The organism is Paenibacillus sp. FSL P2-0173 (genome assembly GCF_038008045.1).
GTDB lineage: Bacteria > Bacillota > Bacilli > Paenibacillales > Paenibacillaceae > Paenibacillus > Paenibacillus polymyxa_B.
In genome coordinates this window covers 430,274-448,047 of sequence record NZ_JBBOYK010000001.1, presented here as the reverse complement: position 1 = coordinate 448,047, position 17,774 = coordinate 430,274, and the positions used below count along the sequence as shown (strand labels likewise).

Annotated in this window: 14 protein-coding genes and 2 pseudogenes; 10 read left to right on the top strand and 6 right to left on the bottom strand. The window is 45.0% G+C overall.

The annotated features are described in order from the left end of the window. Positions 1–64 precede the first annotated feature (64 nt). The 4 genes and pseudogenes from MKX30_RS01760 to MKX30_RS01745 all read left to right on the top strand — a co-directional run bounded on the left by MKX30_RS01760 (position 65) and on the right by MKX30_RS01745 (position 2,719). Positions 65–1,015 carry an ABC transporter ATP-binding protein gene (locus tag MKX30_RS01760; protein WP_254347406.1) on the top strand — a complete coding sequence of 317 codons (951 nt, stop codon included), beginning with the start codon at positions 65–67 and terminating at the stop codon, positions 1,013–1,015. Continuing rightward, a complete protein-coding gene (locus MKX30_RS01755; protein WP_316243771.1) occupies positions 1,015–1,731 on the top strand; it encodes an ABC transporter permease in 717 nt (238 codons plus the stop codon). The genes MKX30_RS01760 and MKX30_RS01755 overlap by 1 nt, the downstream gene beginning before the upstream one ends. Positions 1,732–2,105: 374 nt before the next feature. After that, positions 2,106–2,353: pseudogene (locus tag MKX30_RS01750) on the top strand (YdeI/OmpD-associated family protein); the annotation flags it as partial. A 72-nt stretch (positions 2,354–2,425) separates the two neighbouring features. Then, positions 2,426–2,719, top strand: coding sequence for an ROK family protein (locus MKX30_RS01745; RefSeq protein ID WP_023988903.1), 294 nt, complete (start codon positions 2,426–2,428; stop codon positions 2,717–2,719). Positions 2,720–2,878: 159 nt separating this feature from the next. Here the strand turns inward: MKX30_RS01745 and MKX30_RS01740 are convergent, their stop codons facing one another. The 4 genes from MKX30_RS01740 to MKX30_RS01725 form a co-directional block, all read right to left on the bottom strand. Beyond that, positions 2,879–4,267: a sigma-54 interaction domain-containing protein gene (locus tag MKX30_RS01740; protein WP_069080625.1), complete on the bottom strand. Its 1,389-nt coding sequence runs from the start codon at positions 4,265–4,267 to the stop codon at positions 2,879–2,881. Positions 4,268–4,457: 190 nt separating this feature from the next. After that, the gene (locus tag MKX30_RS01735; protein WP_023988901.1) at positions 4,458–5,417 is read right to left on the bottom strand and encodes a DUF561 domain-containing protein; all 960 of its coding nucleotides are present in this window, start codon (positions 5,415–5,417) and stop codon (positions 4,458–4,460) included. 83 nt (positions 5,418–5,500) lie between these two features. After that, entirely contained in the window at positions 5,501–6,745 is a 1,245-nt protein-coding gene (locus tag MKX30_RS01730; RefSeq protein WP_023988900.1) for an L-lactate MFS transporter, read from the bottom strand. Positions 6,746–6,862: 117 nt separating this feature from the next. Continuing rightward, the gene (locus MKX30_RS01725; protein WP_023988899.1) at positions 6,863–8,470 is read right to left on the bottom strand and encodes an acyl CoA:acetate/3-ketoacid CoA transferase; all 1,608 of its coding nucleotides are present in this window, start codon (positions 8,468–8,470) and stop codon (positions 6,863–6,865) included. 832 nt (positions 8,471–9,302) lie between these two features. On the opposite strand from MKX30_RS01725, the gene MKX30_RS01720 reads away from it, so the two are divergent. Next, entirely contained in the window at positions 9,303–9,599 is a 297-nt protein-coding gene (locus MKX30_RS01720; protein ID WP_023988898.1) for a PTS sugar transporter subunit IIB, read from the top strand. Positions 9,600–9,700: 101 nt separating this feature from the next. Here the strand turns inward: MKX30_RS01720 and MKX30_RS01715 are convergent. Next, a protein-coding gene (locus MKX30_RS01715; RefSeq protein ID WP_110455586.1) for an IS3 family transposase occupies positions 9,701–10,845 on the bottom strand; the annotation gives its coding sequence in 2 pieces (ribosomal slippage) (positions 9,701–10,572 and positions 10,572–10,845; 1,146 coding nt in all). A gap of 402 nt (positions 10,846–11,247) precedes the next feature. Here MKX30_RS01715 and MKX30_RS01710 point away from each other — a divergent pair. From MKX30_RS01710 to MKX30_RS01695, 4 genes and pseudogenes are all read left to right on the top strand, one after another. Continuing rightward, positions 11,248–11,922, top strand: a complete 675-nt coding sequence (locus tag MKX30_RS01710; protein WP_023988895.1) for a response regulator transcription factor — start codon at positions 11,248–11,250, stop codon at positions 11,920–11,922. Continuing rightward, positions 11,919–13,286 carry a sensor histidine kinase gene (locus MKX30_RS01705; protein WP_341062371.1) on the top strand — a complete coding sequence of 456 codons (1,368 nt, stop codon included), beginning with the start codon at positions 11,919–11,921 and terminating at the stop codon, positions 13,284–13,286. Before MKX30_RS01710 ends, MKX30_RS01705 begins: the two co-directional genes overlap by 4 nt. A gap of 228 nt (positions 13,287–13,514) precedes the next feature. Further along, positions 13,515–14,477 (top strand): alpha/beta fold hydrolase, encoded by a 963-nt coding sequence (locus tag MKX30_RS01700; protein ID WP_202404184.1) that lies wholly within the window; start codon positions 13,515–13,517, stop codon positions 14,475–14,477. Positions 14,478–14,666: 189 nt separating this feature from the next. Beyond that, positions 14,667–14,871, top strand: a pseudogene (locus tag MKX30_RS01695) (ABC transporter ATP-binding protein); the annotation flags it as partial. 134 nt (positions 14,872–15,005) lie between these two features. On the opposite strand, the gene MKX30_RS01690 reads toward MKX30_RS01695, so the two are convergent. Next, positions 15,006–16,223 (bottom strand): MFS transporter, encoded by a 1,218-nt coding sequence (locus MKX30_RS01690; protein WP_028541653.1) that lies wholly within the window; start codon positions 16,221–16,223, stop codon positions 15,006–15,008. Between the two features lie 389 nt (positions 16,224–16,612). On the opposite strand from MKX30_RS01690, the gene MKX30_RS01685 reads away from it, so the two are divergent. Beyond that, a complete protein-coding gene (locus MKX30_RS01685) occupies positions 16,613–17,716 on the top strand; it encodes a DUF3900 domain-containing protein (RefSeq protein ID WP_028541652.1) in 1,104 nt (367 codons plus the stop codon). Positions 17,717–17,774: the final 58 nt, after the last annotated feature.

The following is a 17,774-nucleotide window of genomic DNA, read 5'->3' as shown; positions in this document are numbered from 1 at the left end:
TTGTTCAGGAGTGTCGTACTTAGAATCCTGAATAAGCTCTCTCTTTATGGAGGAGTTGAAGGCTATGAGTATTTTATCAAAGGAAAAAAATGGAGGAACGCCCGCCATACAAATTGAGGGAGTGCACAAAAAATTTGACGACTATATCGCATTGAACAATCTTTCGCTGGAGGTGAGCCGAGGAGAGATATTTGGATTTTTGGGACTGAATGGCGCTGGAAAGACAACGACCATAAAGATGCTCTTGGCGATGCTCAAGCCAACCTCCGGCAAGCTCTATATGTTAGGTGAAAAGGTCGATGCCGGAAACTATAAATTATGGGACAAGGTTGGATATTTGGAGAAGGCTACTTTTTATCCCGATTTAACTGTAGTTGAAAATCTTGACATAGCACGACGCATGCAAGGGGTGCCTGACAAAGATTCCGTAAATCGGGTTATCTATAAGTTGGGGCTTGAGCCGCACAAACAGAAAAAGGCAAAGAATCTTTCTTTAGGAAACAAACAGCGCCTGGGACTTGCGAAGGCAATGATTCACAATCCGGAAATTCTAATATTGGATGAGCCGATAAATGGCCTCGATCCCGCAGGCGTGGCGGAGATACGGAATATGTTATATGGCCTAGCGAAAAATTTCGGCGTAACTGTTTTTATATCCAGCCATCTGTTAGAGGAGCTCTCGAAAGTTTCCACACGCATTGGGATTATTCACAATGGCCATCTTGTTAAAGAAGTCGCAATGGATAAGCTGGAGCAATCGTTACAGAAAAACTTAGTGGTGAATGGCCGCGACAAACATGCCTTAAAGGAGGTGCTTGAAGAGCATGGATATGAATTTGAGGAGACAATAGACGGCTATATTAAACTAACCGATGACCACGCAGCGGATAGTCCTGAACGACTGGCCGAACTGCTGGTTAAATCCAATCAACCGCCAACATTGCTTCGAGTGATTACGGAGGATTTGGAAGGATATTTTCTCCGCACAATTGGTATGACAAGGGGGAATATATAATGAATATTTTTTCTGTCTTACATTGTGAGATTCGCAAGATTATCCGCGCCAATGTGTTTTGGTTGGTATTTCTTATTTTTGCATTTGGGCCAATCATGATGGGTGTCGGAATTATTTTATCCAGTGACGCCGGCGGCATCAATTGGAAAATGTATTTAACCGAATTGCTTGATAGTCTTGCCCCGCTGGGACTTATCGGGTACACCTTTATCGCGGCATGGGTATTTGGACGAGAGTTTTCGGATAAAACAATTAAAGATTTGCTTGCAAAGCCCGTTTCCAGATCGAAAATTGTACTTTCCAAATTTATTGTAATTTTAGCATGGAGCCTATTACTTTCCATGTATATGTTTGCCATAGGTTTTGCCGTGGGGGGTATTCTAGGAGTTGCGGGCGGGTCAGCTTCTTTTATTTGGAATATCTTCTTTAAATTCATTATAACATCGCTATTGTTTATTATTGTTACCACACCAGGCACTCTTCTGGCCAATGTGAGCAAGGGATACTTGGCACCATTAGGACTCATCCTGATAATCGTCATTCTCTCAAATGTTTTGGCCTCTTTTGGATTCGCCCCCTATTTTCCGTGGACCATCCCGTCGATATTTCAAAGCACCGGGTTTTTAAAGTTGAGTAGTATAATCATTCTTGCGTCTACGGGAATAGCCGGAATAGTCGGAACATTTGCCTGGTGGAGATTTGCCGAGCAGCAATAAACGCGCTACATGCACTGAGTTGTAGATATATCAATTATGAAAAGGAACAACAATCTCTCCGCTGCTCGCACGTTCATGCTTGACGATAAACTAAGCGCTGGATTGGAGAGTGTACCACCATATCTATCAAAGCGGCCGTAAACTTATAAAACTGCCAGTGACAAAGGGCATAAATATAACGATCAGAGCAAGTTTTCGAGAATTATTGAATCCAACGGCTCGCATTATTTCATTACATTAAATTATCCCGGTATTGTTAAATTGAATATGGAAGATCACCGTATAGAAATTATAGACGAGCGGATAGAACCCGTTCAAAAGATGATCTTTGACCCTGAGCGCGGCTATTTGTCCAACAGTGTTTAGGAGGAGGCGCTGTTTGGATGGAGGAAGCCGGTCTTGCAGTGGAACTGAAAAACATGCCGAGTATACGGTTCCCGAAGAACTGCGGCTTAAATTCGAGGAGCGACCGGTCCTAAAAACGGCGTTTGAAGCGTTGACGCTCGGACGCCAGAGAGCGTATCTGCTGTATTTTTCAGAACCGAAGCAGTTCAAAACGCGCGTTTCAAGGGTTGAAAAATACACACAGCCCGTTCTGGAGGGCAAAGGGTTGAACGATTAGAACGGACAAATGGATCGGATAGTCTCAAGAAATACGAAAGGGGAGGAACATCTGCCGAAGAGCAGGTGTTTTTTGCTTAGAATTACAGAGGGAGCAGCAACGATTTTTCAAGAATACTGTAGAAACATTGCAACTCAGATTATTAATTTACAAACAATTCTTGACCCTGAAAAGTTTGTAATTGGGGGAGGTATATCTGCGAATCCTTTACTCGTAGTTACCATTAAAGAAGAGCTAGAGAAGCTATATCTAGATTCGATCTTAAATTTTGTGCGTGCAGATATTGAGCAAAGTAAATTAGGCAATGAAGCCAATCTGCTAGGCGCTATATATAACTACAAGCAAACACATGATCTTGAAGTATGACATTCATTTTATTTTGACGGGTGCATAATTGAGAAAAATAAACCGTTACAAAAAAGAGTGCCTTTAACCTGAGACACGCTTTTTTGTATGAAAGCCACTAGTATAGGTGACTTCTATGAAAATGGGAAGGATAGGCCCTGTGTGCTCTGTACTTCGTAGTTAAACCTTCAGCTTTGCAAGAATGTCCTCCATCTTCTTCAGCTTACGATAAACAGCGGAGCGATCAATTCCTAGCTGTCTGGCTGCTTCGGCACTATTGCCACCACAGACCTGCAGCATCTGCTGAATGTATCGTCCCTCGGTTAACGCCGTATATTCCTTCAGCCCGCTCAGTTGACTGCGATTGGCCTGAATGAAATGGTCCAATGTGAACCAGTCTGTAACTTGTTCGACCGGCTGCTGCTGGCGCAGCACGGTCTGATCAGTTACGATCAATCGTTCGATGTAATTACGAAGCTCACGCGCATTCCCATGCCATGGCTCGGCTAGCATTCTTTGAAATTCGTCCGCTGGCAATACATACTTTTTATCATATACCTTATTGAAATGAGCAATAAAGCTGGAAATCAGTCCGACGAGATCCAGTCTGCGACTACGTAGCGGCGGGATATGGATCGGAATGACATTGATTCGATAGTACAAGTCCTCGCGAAACAATCCTTTTTTCACCATACTCCATAGATCACGATTGGTAGCAAATATCATCCGGCATTGAATGAGAATGGCTTCGGTGCTCCCCACACGCCGGAATTCACCACGCTCAAGCACATCAAGCAGTTTGGCCTGTATTTCCAGTGGAAGCTCGGCGACCTCATCAAAGAACAAAATGCCTCCTCTGGCCACCTCAAACAAGCCTTGCTTCTCGTCCATTAAGCCGGGCATAGCCCCCTGAACATATCCGAACAGCTCATATTCGAATAATGCGGCTGGAATAGCGGCACTATTAATCGGAATGAAAGGTCCGTTCCACTTCGCGCTCTGGCGGTGAATGTATTTGGCAATTACTGATTTGCCTGTCCCTGATTCGCCCAAAATCAGTACTTTGCTATCGTAAGAAGCGATCTGGTCACACACCTGAATAATTTGCTTCATCGCCAGGCTCTCAGCAATGATCCCGTTATTCTTAAGTACAGAGGCTGAAGTGACTGAACGTTTGCTGTTCTCATACGCATGTGGCAGCGTAGGGGCAGCTATGATGGATAATCCACCTTTATAGTTGTTAGTACTGGTAACAACGAGCTGCACCTCATCTGTACTATCAAGTATTGGAAGAGCAGTGGACTTGAGCTTAAAGCCACGTACAGTGTTGATATACTGAGTTACCTTTTGTTTGGACTGTATTGCTTTCATTGTTATTGATTCCTTGTAGTAGCCGGCTTTCACCAGGTCCTGTACATTGTAGCGCAACAGCTCCTCCAACGGAATGCCGATAGTCAAGGCAGTGAATTCATTGGAGATTAAAATATTACCTTTGGAATCCGTGACAAACAGAGGGGCAGGGGACTGATCGCTCTCATCGGTGGAACGTTTATCTATACGTCGGGTCATGATCGATCAACTCACTTTTGGATTATCGAGGCTATGCTGAAGTGATTGTTTCATTTTTATTATATCTGCTTTACGCTACGAACAACAGAGGTTACCCAGATAAAAATTAGCACGCAAATCTAATCAAAAAACGGACCGTTTCCTATTAAATATGGATATGGTCCGTTTTTTTCTTTGTTTACAAGTTATATTATACTGATGCTATCTGCTCACCGGTAATCTGTGTCTGTCCAAGACGATTTAGCAGTGCCTGCGCTTCGCTGAACATTGTCGTAATCATCTGCTCAACTGTCGTAATCTCGTCGCACAGGCCGCATATTTGTCCTGCCATGACCGAACCGCGATCTGTATCACCTTCGAAGACGGCTTTGCGCAGGGAGCCAAGGCTGATCTTCTCCAATTCGTCACGGGAGGCATGCTCTTGCTCCAGCTTGAGGTATTCGGCGATCATGCTGTTCTTGATGCTGCGGACGGGTCCACCGATGCTGCGTCCAGTAACCGTAGTGCTGGTATCGTCGGCGTCAATGACGGCTTGCTTGAAATTGTCATGCGTCGGGCATTCGACGGTGGTGAGGAAGCGCGTTCCGACCTGAACTCCCTGTGCGCCGAGTGCAAAGGCTGCTGCAATTCCGCGTCCATCGGCAATGCCGCCTGCGGCAACGACAGGGATGGATACGTTGCTAACAACCTGTGGAACGAGTGCCATGGTGGTTGTTTCACCGACATGGCCGCCTGCTTCTGTACCTTCGGCCACGAGGGCATGTACGCCGATAGCCTCCATTTTTTTGGCAATCTTGACGGAAGGGATGACGGCGATCACCTTAATGCCATGCTCCTTGAAGATTGGCATATACGGAGCTGGTGTGCCCGCGCCCGTCGTAACAATGTTGACTTTTTCCTCGACGATAACCTCGATCAATTCGGGAATATTATGCATCATCAGCATCAGATTTACGGCAAACGGCTTGTTGGTGGCTGCGCGAACCTTGCGAATTTCTTCACGAAGTACCTCAGCCGACATGCCGCCAGAGCCAATAATGCCCAGCCCGCCAGCATTGGATACAGCACTTACGAGTGGTTCACGGGCAATTTGGGCCATAGCACCTTGGAAAATAGGGTACTGGATACCGAGCAGTTCTGTAATATTCATGGTTAATTCCTCCAATATAAATTTATAGGTTGTACTATACTTAATACTAAAAATAGTGATTTGCTAATATAGCAACGGATTGATCAAACGGTTTCAACAGCAGCTGGTGCAGGGTTCTTACCATTTTCCAAGGCCTTATACAGGAATGTCAGCGCGAACCCGACCAAGGCAATAACGAGCGCAATGTAAAAGGCGTTGGTGAATATGCCGTTATTGGCGGCAGCTACCGAGTTCGCAATTCGCGGTCCAAAGAATGCGGCACCGGAATAGCCTATAAAGGTTATTCCGTAGTTGACACCATAGTATTTCATGCCAAATTTCTGTCCGACGATTGAAGGGAAGACGCCCATCGTACCACCAAAGCACAGGCCGATGCCAATAATGGCAATAGCAAATCCAACTATGGAGCCGGATAATGCAAGTGTCAGCATCATGGTGGCAATGACCAGATAGATCATCATCAGACAACGCAGATGGCCAATCTTGTCTGATATGGCTCCCCAGAAAATGCGTCCCAGACAGTTGCTAAGCGAATAAAGACTCACGAACAAGGCTGCTATACTGGCCGATAGACCGAACATCGTCTGGCCAATGACGGAAGCATTGGATGTAACCATCATGCCAGATAAAGCGCCGATCAGGAACAGGCAAGCAATGACGTAGAACAGGGGTTGCTTGATCATCTGCCGCCAGTTCAAGTTCACGGCAACCGGACGTAAACCTGACGTCTGCGGTGGTGTCCAACCAGCAGGGATATATCCTGCCGGACAAGCTTGAGTAAATAGCCCACCTGCCAAAATGACGATCAGAAAGGAGGTGCCAAGGATCATCATAGTGGTCTGAACTCCTGAGTGGGTAATCATCGCGTTTGCAAGTGGGGCAATGATTACTGTTCCACCGCCATAACCTGCGGTCACGATTCCAGCCGCGAGTCCGCGTTTGTCTGGGAAGAACTTGATGGTGTTACCGATTGTTGCCGCATAGACGACACCTTGTCCAAGACCAGAAATGATGCCATACGTCAGATATAGCATCCAAGGTGCAGTCGCAAGGCCAGTCAAGATGAAGCCAAGTCCAAACATGGTACCGCCAATGAAGATGGCAATTCTGGCACCTCCCCGGTCTACGAGCTTTCCGCCAAGAATCGCCGGAATCGGTGCAATTGCGCCGTTAATCGTAAAGGCCATCATAATTTCAGGCATGCTCACTGCAAGCATTTTACTCAGTGGCAGTGCAAAAATGCTGAAGGCGTAAATAGAGCCGACGCAAATATTGATCAGGGTCGCGGCGATTAGAATGCGCCAGCGATTCAGTTGTACATTTTCCATTTCGTGTTGGTCCTTTCTGATGCAGGATCAGTGCGCGTGGGATGAAGCATTACTCCGCAATTCCATAATTCGTGTCTGGTAGTCCGTTTGACAGCTACCGGTATCTCCTGAGCTGTACTATACAGTAGTCAAAGCGACATCCTCATGCTTCGCTTGCTCGCTACCCTTGATCGTAATCACGTCATGCAGCTTACCCCAATGTTCACAGAACATGCCGGCGTCCATTTCCTTCAGTTCTGGTGAGATGACAGGCATGAAGTCCATCTGATCGAGAATCTGGGTCTGCAAATCAATGCCAGGCGCGATCTCTGTCAGTGTCATTTTTCCATCTTGCAGCTGGAATACCGCACGTTCCGTCACATAGACGACCCGCTGCTTGACCTTGGTCGCATAAGAGCCACTGAAGGTAATTTGCTGGACCTCCTTCAGGAATTTCTTAGTTTTACCCTCCTGTACAATCCGAAGCTTGCCGTCCTCAACAGCAATTTGCAGGCCTCCTGCTGTGAAAGTTCCGGCAAAGACGAGCTTTTTGGCTGATTGGGAAATGTTGATAAAGCCGCCACAGCCCGTAACACGGGTACCGAACTTGCTGACATTCACATTCCCGGATTCGTCGGTCTGAGCCAGCCCTAGCACGGATAGATCAATACCACCACCGTCGTAAAAGTCGAACTGGGACACATGATCTACGATGGCCTCAGAGTTGTACGCATGCCCAAAATCCTTGATGCCTGCTGGTACGCCGCCGACTGAGCCTGCTTCGGTTGTCAGAATCAATTGGTCGCTGACGCCTTCCTCTGCCGCAACCGTAGCCACACATACCGGAATACCCACGCCAAGATTCAGAACGGTATTTGGTACTAGCTCAGCTGCGGAACGACGGGAGATAATTTTACGCTCGTCGAGCGGAATCACTTCCATGGCGTCCATCGGTACCTTCACATGTCCTGCGAAGGCAGGGCTGTATTGTGTGTTTTCAGTCTGGAAATGATTTTTCGGTTCGGAGATAATTAGATGATCGATCAGAATGCCTGGCACTCTAACATCCTTCGGATGCAGGGTCCCGTTCTTGGCCACAGTCTCTACCTGAGCAATTACGATACCGCCAGAATTGCGCACTGCCTGAGCAATCTGTAGAACCTCCATATGCAGGCCTTCCTTTTCCAGCGTCAAATTCCCGTTCTCGTCAGCTATGGTACCGCGGATCAATGCGACCTGAATCGGGAAGCTCTTATAGAACAGCCATTCTTCGCCTTCCAGTTCAATCAGCTTGACGATCTCCTCCGTTGTGCAGGCTGACATTTTGCCGCCTTCCACACGAGGGTCGACGAAGGTCTCCATGCCTATCTTGGTAATGACACCTGGGCGCTTGGCAGCAATTTCACGGAACAGCTGTGTGATTACGCCTTGCGGCAAATTGTAGGCTTCACATTTATTGTCTTCAATTAATTTAGCCATAGCAGGTGAAGCAAGGGCGATCCCGCCGATCCAGCGTTTGATCAGACCTTCATGACCTAGATGGCTCATTCCCTTGGTCCGGCGGTCGCCAACCGCACTGGCATGAACAACTGTTAGGTTGCGAGGATGACCAGATTCCAAGAATCGTTCTTCGATGGCGATACCCATCTCCTCGGCCCAACAGGAGAGCCCAAAGCCGCTTGCGGCAATGGTGACTCCATCCGGGATAAGTGCTGCTGCTTCACTCGCTGAAATGATTTTGGACATAGAGTGCTCACTCCTTCAATAAAATGGATTGAAATTATATGGATATAAGTACATAGATTAGAAGTTCACATTACGTGCGGGCAAGCTGCCGAGTGTCATGTGCAAGCTAATTGCCGTCATCACGGAATAAGTAGAAAAATAGAAAAGCGGATATTCTGTTTATTGTGTGAAAACATTCGCTTTCACTCCGGAATGAATTGTGAATATTTTCACTTGAATCATAATGCGTGTTTTTTTTCTCGTCAACGGGGGGCCAACGACTCGGGATAGAGGTGAGGAAGTGTAGCAAAATTGCGAATATGATGAGGGGTGAAAGGTTAGAAAAGCATGCAAATAAGGAAGAAAAATTGTTTATGGCAAGGGGCCTGAGCATAATAGAGCCTTGGAACACGGGATATAAAAGGAACGATGCCTTGTTTCAATAAGAAGAATCAAGGGGAGCCGAGGGAAAGTCTGGGGAAGTTATTATGCGTTGGCAAAAATGCAACACTTTCTTGATCTTGTGAGAATGGACGATGGGCAGAGGAGCCATTAAACCTTGAGGGTACTGGGGATATTCAGCAAGTAAGCACTATGTAAGTCCAATACATAACAATTCATATACCCAGGGTGAAGGGAGAATTCTGCATGAACAGTTTAAGGAGTTCAAAAATAATGAAAAAATTTATGTTGTCTGTCGAGGTAGATTTTTTCGCAATTTTGCTACGATAGACTTTTTCGGAAATGGAAATACTTGACTGTAGAAACTTGGTATTACTTAGCTATCACAGTCCGTCCCGAGCTAAGAGCTACGTTTCGAGCCCTGTCCTCGAAGGAAGCAAACGCCTGATAAATGAAAAAGATATTGCTGGCTTGCGCAGGAGGATTTTCTACAAGTATGCTGGTGGAGAGAATGAAAGAGGCGGCTCGTGCACAAAATGTGGAAATTGTAATCGAAGCTTGTAGTGAGAGTAGCATAAGAGAGCATATGCCGGTCAATATTGTTATGCTGGGCCCCCAAATGGGACACGCGGAAGATGACGTGAAGAAAGAAGTGGGCAACGAGATTCCAGTCACTGTAATCAATATGATGAATTATGGAATGATGAATGGAGCGAATGTGCTGAAAACAGCGCTGGATATGATTTAAATCGCCAACTTTATAAAGCGTTATCATTCCTCACATTTAAACCTTTAAGACTACGGGACTGACCCCCGTTTGTGAGACAGGGATCAAAACACCTTGCAAGTTTAAGCAGCCAGTCGCCTGTAATCCACCGGCGACTGGTTATTTAGTTTCGCTTGAATCCGAATTGAGTTATAGTAGGTGATGTAGTCTCGAACGGTCTGTTCAACGATTGCAGTCGTTGTACACATGAGATCTTCGAGGTAGAACGTTTCAGACTTTAATGTGGAATGAAACGATTCGATGGGGGCATTATCAGCGGGCGTTCCTTTACGGGACATGCTCATGGTAATGCCTTTTCCCTTTACTGCAGCTTGATAAGCCTGTGACGTATATACGCTTCCCTGGTCGCTATGGAGCAGCATACTTGTCCGTTTTGGAAGTTGATTCAGCGTATCCAAAACCAAGGACGTATCTTGCTTGTCCGCTATACTGTAAGCCACAATCTCCCCGTTGTACAGATCTAGAATGCTGGAGAAGTACAACATCTTTCCGCCAAATGGTAAATAGGTGATGTCCGTGACGAGCTTTTGCAGGGGCGCCTCTGCATGGAATTGCCGCTTCAACAGATTTTCTGCTGGATGAGCGGGCTGCCCAGTGGCCTTTCGTTTCTTCATCCTCACGCGGCACTGTAGCCCCTCACGCTGCATCATCCGCTGAACTCGTTTGTGATTCGTTCTTTGCTCTCTCCGAAGGAGTGCGGCGATTTTCCGGTAACCATACCGAAATTTATGACGGATGCAAAGCTGCCGGATTTTCTCTACCGTAGCATCTGTACGCTCTGTCTCCACGCTTGCTTTCCAGCGGTAGTAGGTAGCTCTTGCGATCCCGAGCCATGCACAAGCCTCAGACACCGTCACTTCTTCTCGAATGGACTCGACCCAGGCAATGACGACTTGAGGTTCCACCTCCTTTCCAGTTCCTTGTACTTTTTTAGCAGGTCCAGTTGCTGCTTCAGGAACCGGTTCTCCGCTTTTAATTTTTCGAGCTCCGAAGAGTGTTCCGGACCTTTTCCGTAGCTGTACTGTTTACCCACAGGTTGCTCCAGACGATGCACTTCGCCTTTTCGATACCACCTCATCCATGTTTTTAGCTGTGTCTTATTCCGTATTCCCAATTGCTCCATAACCTCTCTTACTGGAACTCCTGCCAATCTCATTTCAATAGCTTTCATCTTTATTTCTAAGGGGTAACTCACTCTCGTTGCCAACGTAAAAACACCTCCAAGGTTATCTCCATATCTTACGACATGGCTCGATTCTCTTGAAGGTGTTTTGATTTGTCTCACGTTATGGGGTCAGTCCCCCCCATCCCCATTAATGCTAGTAGGGTGTTTTTAATTAACAGGAGTGTCCTTATGACAAATGATAAGCATTCCTGGTTACAAGAAGCAAAAAAAGTATAACCAAGGCAGGGATTTAAGACGTCCAGCATTGCCCGCCCTTTGGGTATTGGTAAATCAGGACAACAGGGCCATGATGAGGGCTCTGAGACCTGCGGAAACCGGGAGGAATAACACTGTAAAATTATAGGAAGAATAGGAGCGATTCAATTTTATTTATAGTATAATGGTTACTTCAATATGGGATGAAAACAGGGAAAGAGGAAACGAATGCCTACTATACTGGTTGCTGACGATGATGCGAACATTCGCGAACTCGTCTGTTTATTTCTACGCAACGACGGATTCGCAACAGCCGAAGCCGCAGACGGCAAGGAAGCACTGACCGTCTACGCTACAACGCATGTCGATCTTGTCGTGCTCGATATTATGATGCCGATAATGGATGGTTGGACGTTATGCAAGGAGCTCAGAAGAGCCAATCCTGATCTTCCCTTACTTATGCTGACTGCGAGAGGCGAAACATGGGAGAAAGTGAAAGGTTTCGAACTTGGAACAGATGATTATTTGACGAAACCGTTTGATCCACTGGAATTGACAGTTCGGGTCAGAGCACTGCTGAAACGCTATCGGATTGGCACCACGCAGATGATCCAGTTCGGCAACGTCATCCTTGATCGGCAGACCTATAAGGTGATGAGAGGGACGGAGTCGCTCACGTTGCCGCTCAAGGAGTTCGAATTGCTGTATAAGCTCGCTGGAACACCTGGACAAGTGTATACGCGCGAGCAGTTGATCGATCAAATTTGGGGGATCGATTATACTGGAGATGATCGAACGATAGACGTACATATTAAACGCCTGCGCGAACGGTTCGCTACAACACCCGATTTTCGTATCGAGACGGTGCGTGGACTTGGCTACCGGCTTGAGGTTTACGAATGATCAGATCCTTATATACACGTGTTGTCCTGACATTTCTGGTCTCCGTCCTCGCGGGCACGATCATTTCTTTTTTTGTAACATTTTGGGTGTTTGAAGAGAAATTGAACGAAAATTTGCAAACCACCTTATTTAACTTTGGTCAGGACATTGTCCGGGTTTACGAAACCATTCCGTTACGTGAAGCGGACTTATTCGTAAGTGGAATGAAACAACTCGATTCCTATTATATTCGAATTTTTGATGAAACGGGGCAGTTCCAGTCTTACGGAACGCTTAACGGACAAAAACCTGTTACTGTGACGATGGATCAAGTAAGGAAAGTATTGGGTGGAGAAGTTGTTCAAGTTAATCCGAGTAGTGTTTCAATGAACCTCTTGGGACTGAGGTTGAAAACGGAAATGGGAATGAAAGCGATGTTTGTGGAGCCGCTTATGTATCCTTCCGTCTCTTTTGCCCAAAAATGGTTATTTACTTTTTTGACCTATTCGTTGGTAACAGGAAGTCTATTGATTTTGGTTGCCTCTATATTCCTAGTCAGACCGATCAAAAAACTGACAAAAGCGACCAGACGTATAGCAGTTGGAGATTTCAACGTCAAGCTGAATATTAAGCAAAAGGGTGAGCTAGGTACTTTGGCTCGCAGCTTTGAAGAAATGATGCATGATCTACAGCAACTTGAGCAGATGCGTAGGGAGTTCGTCACGAATGTGTCGCATGAAGTTCAGTCGCCGCTCACCTCGATATCCGGTTATGCTATAGCACTCAAGCAAGTAGACATAGCAGATAACGAGCGAAGCCGTTATCTCGATATCATCATCGCGGAAGCAGATCGGATGTCCAAAATGAGCGATAGCCTGCTAAAGCTGAGTTTGCTTGAATCGCAGTCACAGCAGATGCGGCTGGTCACGTTCAGCCTTGATGAACAGATCAGACGAGTCATCGTCGCGATCCAGCCGCAATGGTCGGCTCGCAACATCCGTTTCGAGCTCAATTTGAAGACCGTTCGCCTATTGGCGGATCAAGATCAATTAAACCAGGTATGGACGAACATACTCGGTAATAGCATCAAATTTTCCAAGGATGGCAGCGTTATTAACGTCAGCATCAAGCAAGATATCAAAAGCGTAACAGTCCGAATATCCGATACGGGCATTGGTATTTCCCTTGAGGACCAGAAGCGTATATTCGAGCGATTTTTTAAAGCTGATCGTTCCCACAGTCGTAAATATGGCGGTAGCGGTATGGGACTCGCCATCGTTAAACAGATCGTATCGCTTCATCAAGGCGACATTCGAGTGGAAAGTGAACCCGGCCAAGGAACGACCGTCATTGTCACCTTGCCAATCACAACGCCACCAGATTAGTTAGATTCATAGGGTATCATTCGGATTATCTAAACCGCATTTTCCATGATACAGCATAATGTGCAGTTTCCTTGGACAACGTAGCATTTTTTTGCTTGTTCATACTCCGTTCATATTGTCGTCATAGGGAGTACATCTTCTTTCGTTAAGCTTTCATTAGCGGCTCGTTAAGGTAGCCCAACAAACAGAATGGGACAGGAGAAGTTGAGCGTGAAACGAAGAGAGGTAATGAAAATGAGGAATGGAACGAGAACAAATAAAGTACGAAGCATTTTGCTTAAAATAATAGGAACAATAATTATAGCAATCGTGCTTTTTCTAGCCGTTGTCTATACAGTTAATATTATCAGCAGCAAATCAGAGCAAGGAAAAATACAATCCTATGGTCAGTTCGTACCTGTAGATGGGAAAAAAATGAATGTTTTGATTCAAGGAAAAGGCGAAGAGACCGTCGTGTTACTACCAGGTTATGGAACAGCAGCACCAGCACTTGATTTTAAACCGCTAGTAGAAGAGCTATCTCCATTTTACAAAGTCATCGTTATTGAGCCTTTTGGTTATGGATTAAGTGATCTAACCGAAAAGGAACGAAACACAGAGAATATTGTAAGTGAAATTCATGAAGCTTTACAGAGTCTTAAAATTGACCGATATATTCTAATGGGTCATTCCATTGCAGGCATTTACGGACTGGATTATGTGAACAAATATGAAAACGAAGTGAGTGCTTTTGTCGGGATTGATAGCAGTGTTCCAACGCAAGGTGGTATGGATGCTGAATTACCAATAAAAACGTTTAAATTTCTCAAAAAATCAGGTTTAGCCAGATTGGTAATGAAACTAACTGGTGACCCATATGCTGGACTACCCTATGATGATGAAACAAAAGAACAAATGAGAATTCTTTCTCTAAAAAACATGTATAATTCCAGCACCTCAAACGAAATGGAAAATATTTATCCTAATTTTAAAGCAGCTAAAAATTTAACATTCCCAAAAAATCTGCCCCTTATTTTCTTTATACAAGCGAATAATACAGATGTGGAAAGATGGATACCACTACATGAAGAGCAAGTCAAAAATTCTGTTCATGGAAAAGTAATGACACTTGAAGGAGAACATTATTTACACCATACCAAATCAAAGGAAATCGTTGAAAACTTCAGGAGCTTTATGAAAGAAATAAAATAAGTGCACTGAAAAAGACACCTTCACTATTTTCTACAAATGTATAAGTGATATAAAAAACCGTCCTTTGGTCATATCCCTGTCAAGTAGACAGATGAAAGAAGCTATGCAGCCAGCGCGTGCGGATACTCAATCGGTGCGCGCTGTTTGAGTTAAGACTGAAATCACTCGTAGTTATAAAAGTAGAGACAACAACAGGCAGGTGAGCGTATCGTCCAATTGCTGAACGAGCCAGTGATGCTGGGTGACCAGCTGCCTTCGGAAAGACACGACATTGAGCTGAGGCGCATAAGTTTTGGGTATGGTGACCAGCCTGTACTGCGGGATGGTGAGCATGTTTATGCCATTCCGTTCTTTCACAGCGCTTGTAGGGCCTTCTGGTAGCGGAAAAAGTACGGCCTGTATGCACGATTATGGAAAAGACAGCATGAAGGAAGAGAGTCATAATCTGTATGAAATCATGATACAAACATTAAGAAACCGCCCCCGGAGGATGCCATATCATATCTCCAGGGGCGGTTTCTTGTGCTGTTATTTAGAATCATCGGCTATGACAGCTTGTACGGGCTGCCTGTCACGAAGCAATGGTAACAATAGCATCGCTCCGACCAAAAACAAGCCGGCGCTCACGGTATATACGGTGTTCAGGGAGGATTCGTGTTTGAGTGTTCCGCCGATACTCATACCGACGACCATCATCCCAGAGAACAGGGGAGAGAGGGCACCACCGACGCGGCCGATAAAAGCAGCTTCGGCGTTTTTCATCATCATTGTGTTGATACCGATATGAATGCAAGGATAAAATAGGCCGCTGAAAACTTGTAGTGCCATTGTCAGCACAATATTGTGTGACCATCCGACACCAAAGGTTGTCAGTGTGCTGACCAAAAGTCCGGCCACCAGCAGCAATTGCGGCTGTGCTTTTTTGGCAACCCCCATAATCAGGCCGCCTCCCACCAGCATAGCCGCTCCGTTCGCCATTAACGGCCATTGCAGGAATTCCTTGTTTTGTCCAAGGTTCTCGATGGCGACAAAAACCATTAATGGTTGAATAAGTCCGACCGCCAGCCCAATTACGGTAAATGTTCCCCCAAGCGTGCGAAGTGTGCGGTTATTCCATACATAACGTATTCCTTCTTTAAGCTCTTGAATGAAATGAGTTGGTTGATCATCTATCTCAAGTGATTGTTCATCTTGTGGAATGCGAGTCAGAACAAGCGCCGAGATGAGAAACAATATTCCGGTTATAGACATTGAAGTGAAAATTCCAAAGTGTTGATAAATAAATGTACCGATAACAGGGCCGATAACCATAAATAATGCCATGAGAGATTGAAAAAGGGCCATCACTCCCTGTAGCTGTTCTGGTGCTACATGCTGCTTAAATATCTTCATCGCAGACGGCTGAGAAAATTGAGATAGAATGGCTGAAAAGAAAGTGGACAGCAAAAGCACCTGCCATGACCCGTACCATAATGCCAACAAAACAATAAAAATAGAGGCCGCGGATAGCAAATCGCAACTAATCATGGTCCGTTTGGGCCGCCAACGGTCCGCGAATGTTCCTCCAATGATAGCGAACAGAAAAATAGGCATGAATTCAGCAACCGAAATGAGCGATACGTATACGGGATCATTATTAGTCAAATCTGTTACATACAACAGTATGGCAAAGTTGCGCACCCAAATGCCCAAATTTAGCAGCGCATTGGAGGCGATAATGGTCCTTATATATGGATTTTTAAACAACAACAAACTCTCCTTTCCTGTTTTCAGGGCGCAAACCCCTTGAAATATCATTTTTATAAACAAAATATATTTTTGTCTATATAATAATAGATAATATAATAAATTAACTACTGATTAGTCAAATGTGTTTTGAAATCATGAAGAAAGTAGAGCATGGAAAATAAAGAGGTCAATGATACTTAAGGACGTGAATTAGAATAGTGGTAAAAGTACTCACTTTAAACTTGTGAATTGGGAATGATAACTAAACGAAAAAAAAGATCAACATAATAAGTATTATGTTAACTAAAATGTTTATCTAGTAATAGGGATCTGAATCCGATGTACCTTTTAAAATCATAGTGATATAATTACGCGTACATGCCTGAAAAGGAGCGAATGGAACGTAAATGAACTTTCAAGTAGATTTTTTATCTTTTTTTGTAATTCAGGTAGATGGAAAAGAAGGACAGGGTGGTAAGTCCTATAAGCATTACGCTACAATGGACGACTACGATTATGACGAAAGCGATGTTAAAAAATTTCTGGACGGGGAATTTGCTCGTATTAGCAAGCGTAAGGTTGAAAAAAACCCCAGCACAGAGCAGGCACCGACCAAAATCGGCCGCTTTATCGTCGAACCGGAGCATGAATTGAGCAGTAATCCGAATTTCAATATGTTCGCCCGACTGCGGGCAGCAGAGGATAAGGAAGATTTTAAAAATGCTTGTGACGATCTGGTGCGGATGTATCTGGATACGAGCGCAGTACGCGGCGGAGCGCTAATCATTGTACAGGCTACCTTGAATACACACTCGGATGATCCGTTTATTTTTGTGCTTAAATGTGATTTTGAACCTAAAATTGCCAGAATTACTGAAAGCAGTCTGGTGAGTGAGGTCGAAATGGCTATTTCTGCCCGTAATATGAAATCCATCATGTATCCTTACATGCTTGAGGAAGGGATGAACGATGAGTGGGAGCTTAAAATTCACCAGTCTTCGCATGCCCGGTATTTTGAAGATTTTTTGAAATTCGTGACCTATGAGCAATCCATGCCGGAAATCGTCAATGAGCATGTCATGGGCTTCGTTCAGAACTATGTAGAAACCAAATGGCCGGATGCATCTAATGAGGAAAGACAGCAGGAAGAGCGCGATCTGGAATTGTGGGCGGCTAGCGAAAAACGGGATCTGCAAGGGAAATGGGAACCCCTTCAGGTCGTAGAGGCTGCACAGCATATTGTCGAGCTGAAACCAGAAATTGAAGTTCGTTTCAAACTAGATGATACTGCCGTGCGTGGGCTACTGTCCGACTTTGGCGCCAAACTGCATATCACGAAACTTCATGATAGATATGCACTTATTATTGAAGGTGATGCATTTACGTTTGAAAAGGGATTTTCACCGATTGAGTTGCTCCAACCTGAATCGTTTGAAACGGTGGCTGAGCGGCTAAAAGAGAAACGCCAGCATGAAAATGAGGACGTGGATGGCGATACGCCACCTTGGTAATTCGAATGCATAGCAGGACGACAAACTGAACTTTTACATTATAATGACTAAAAAACTG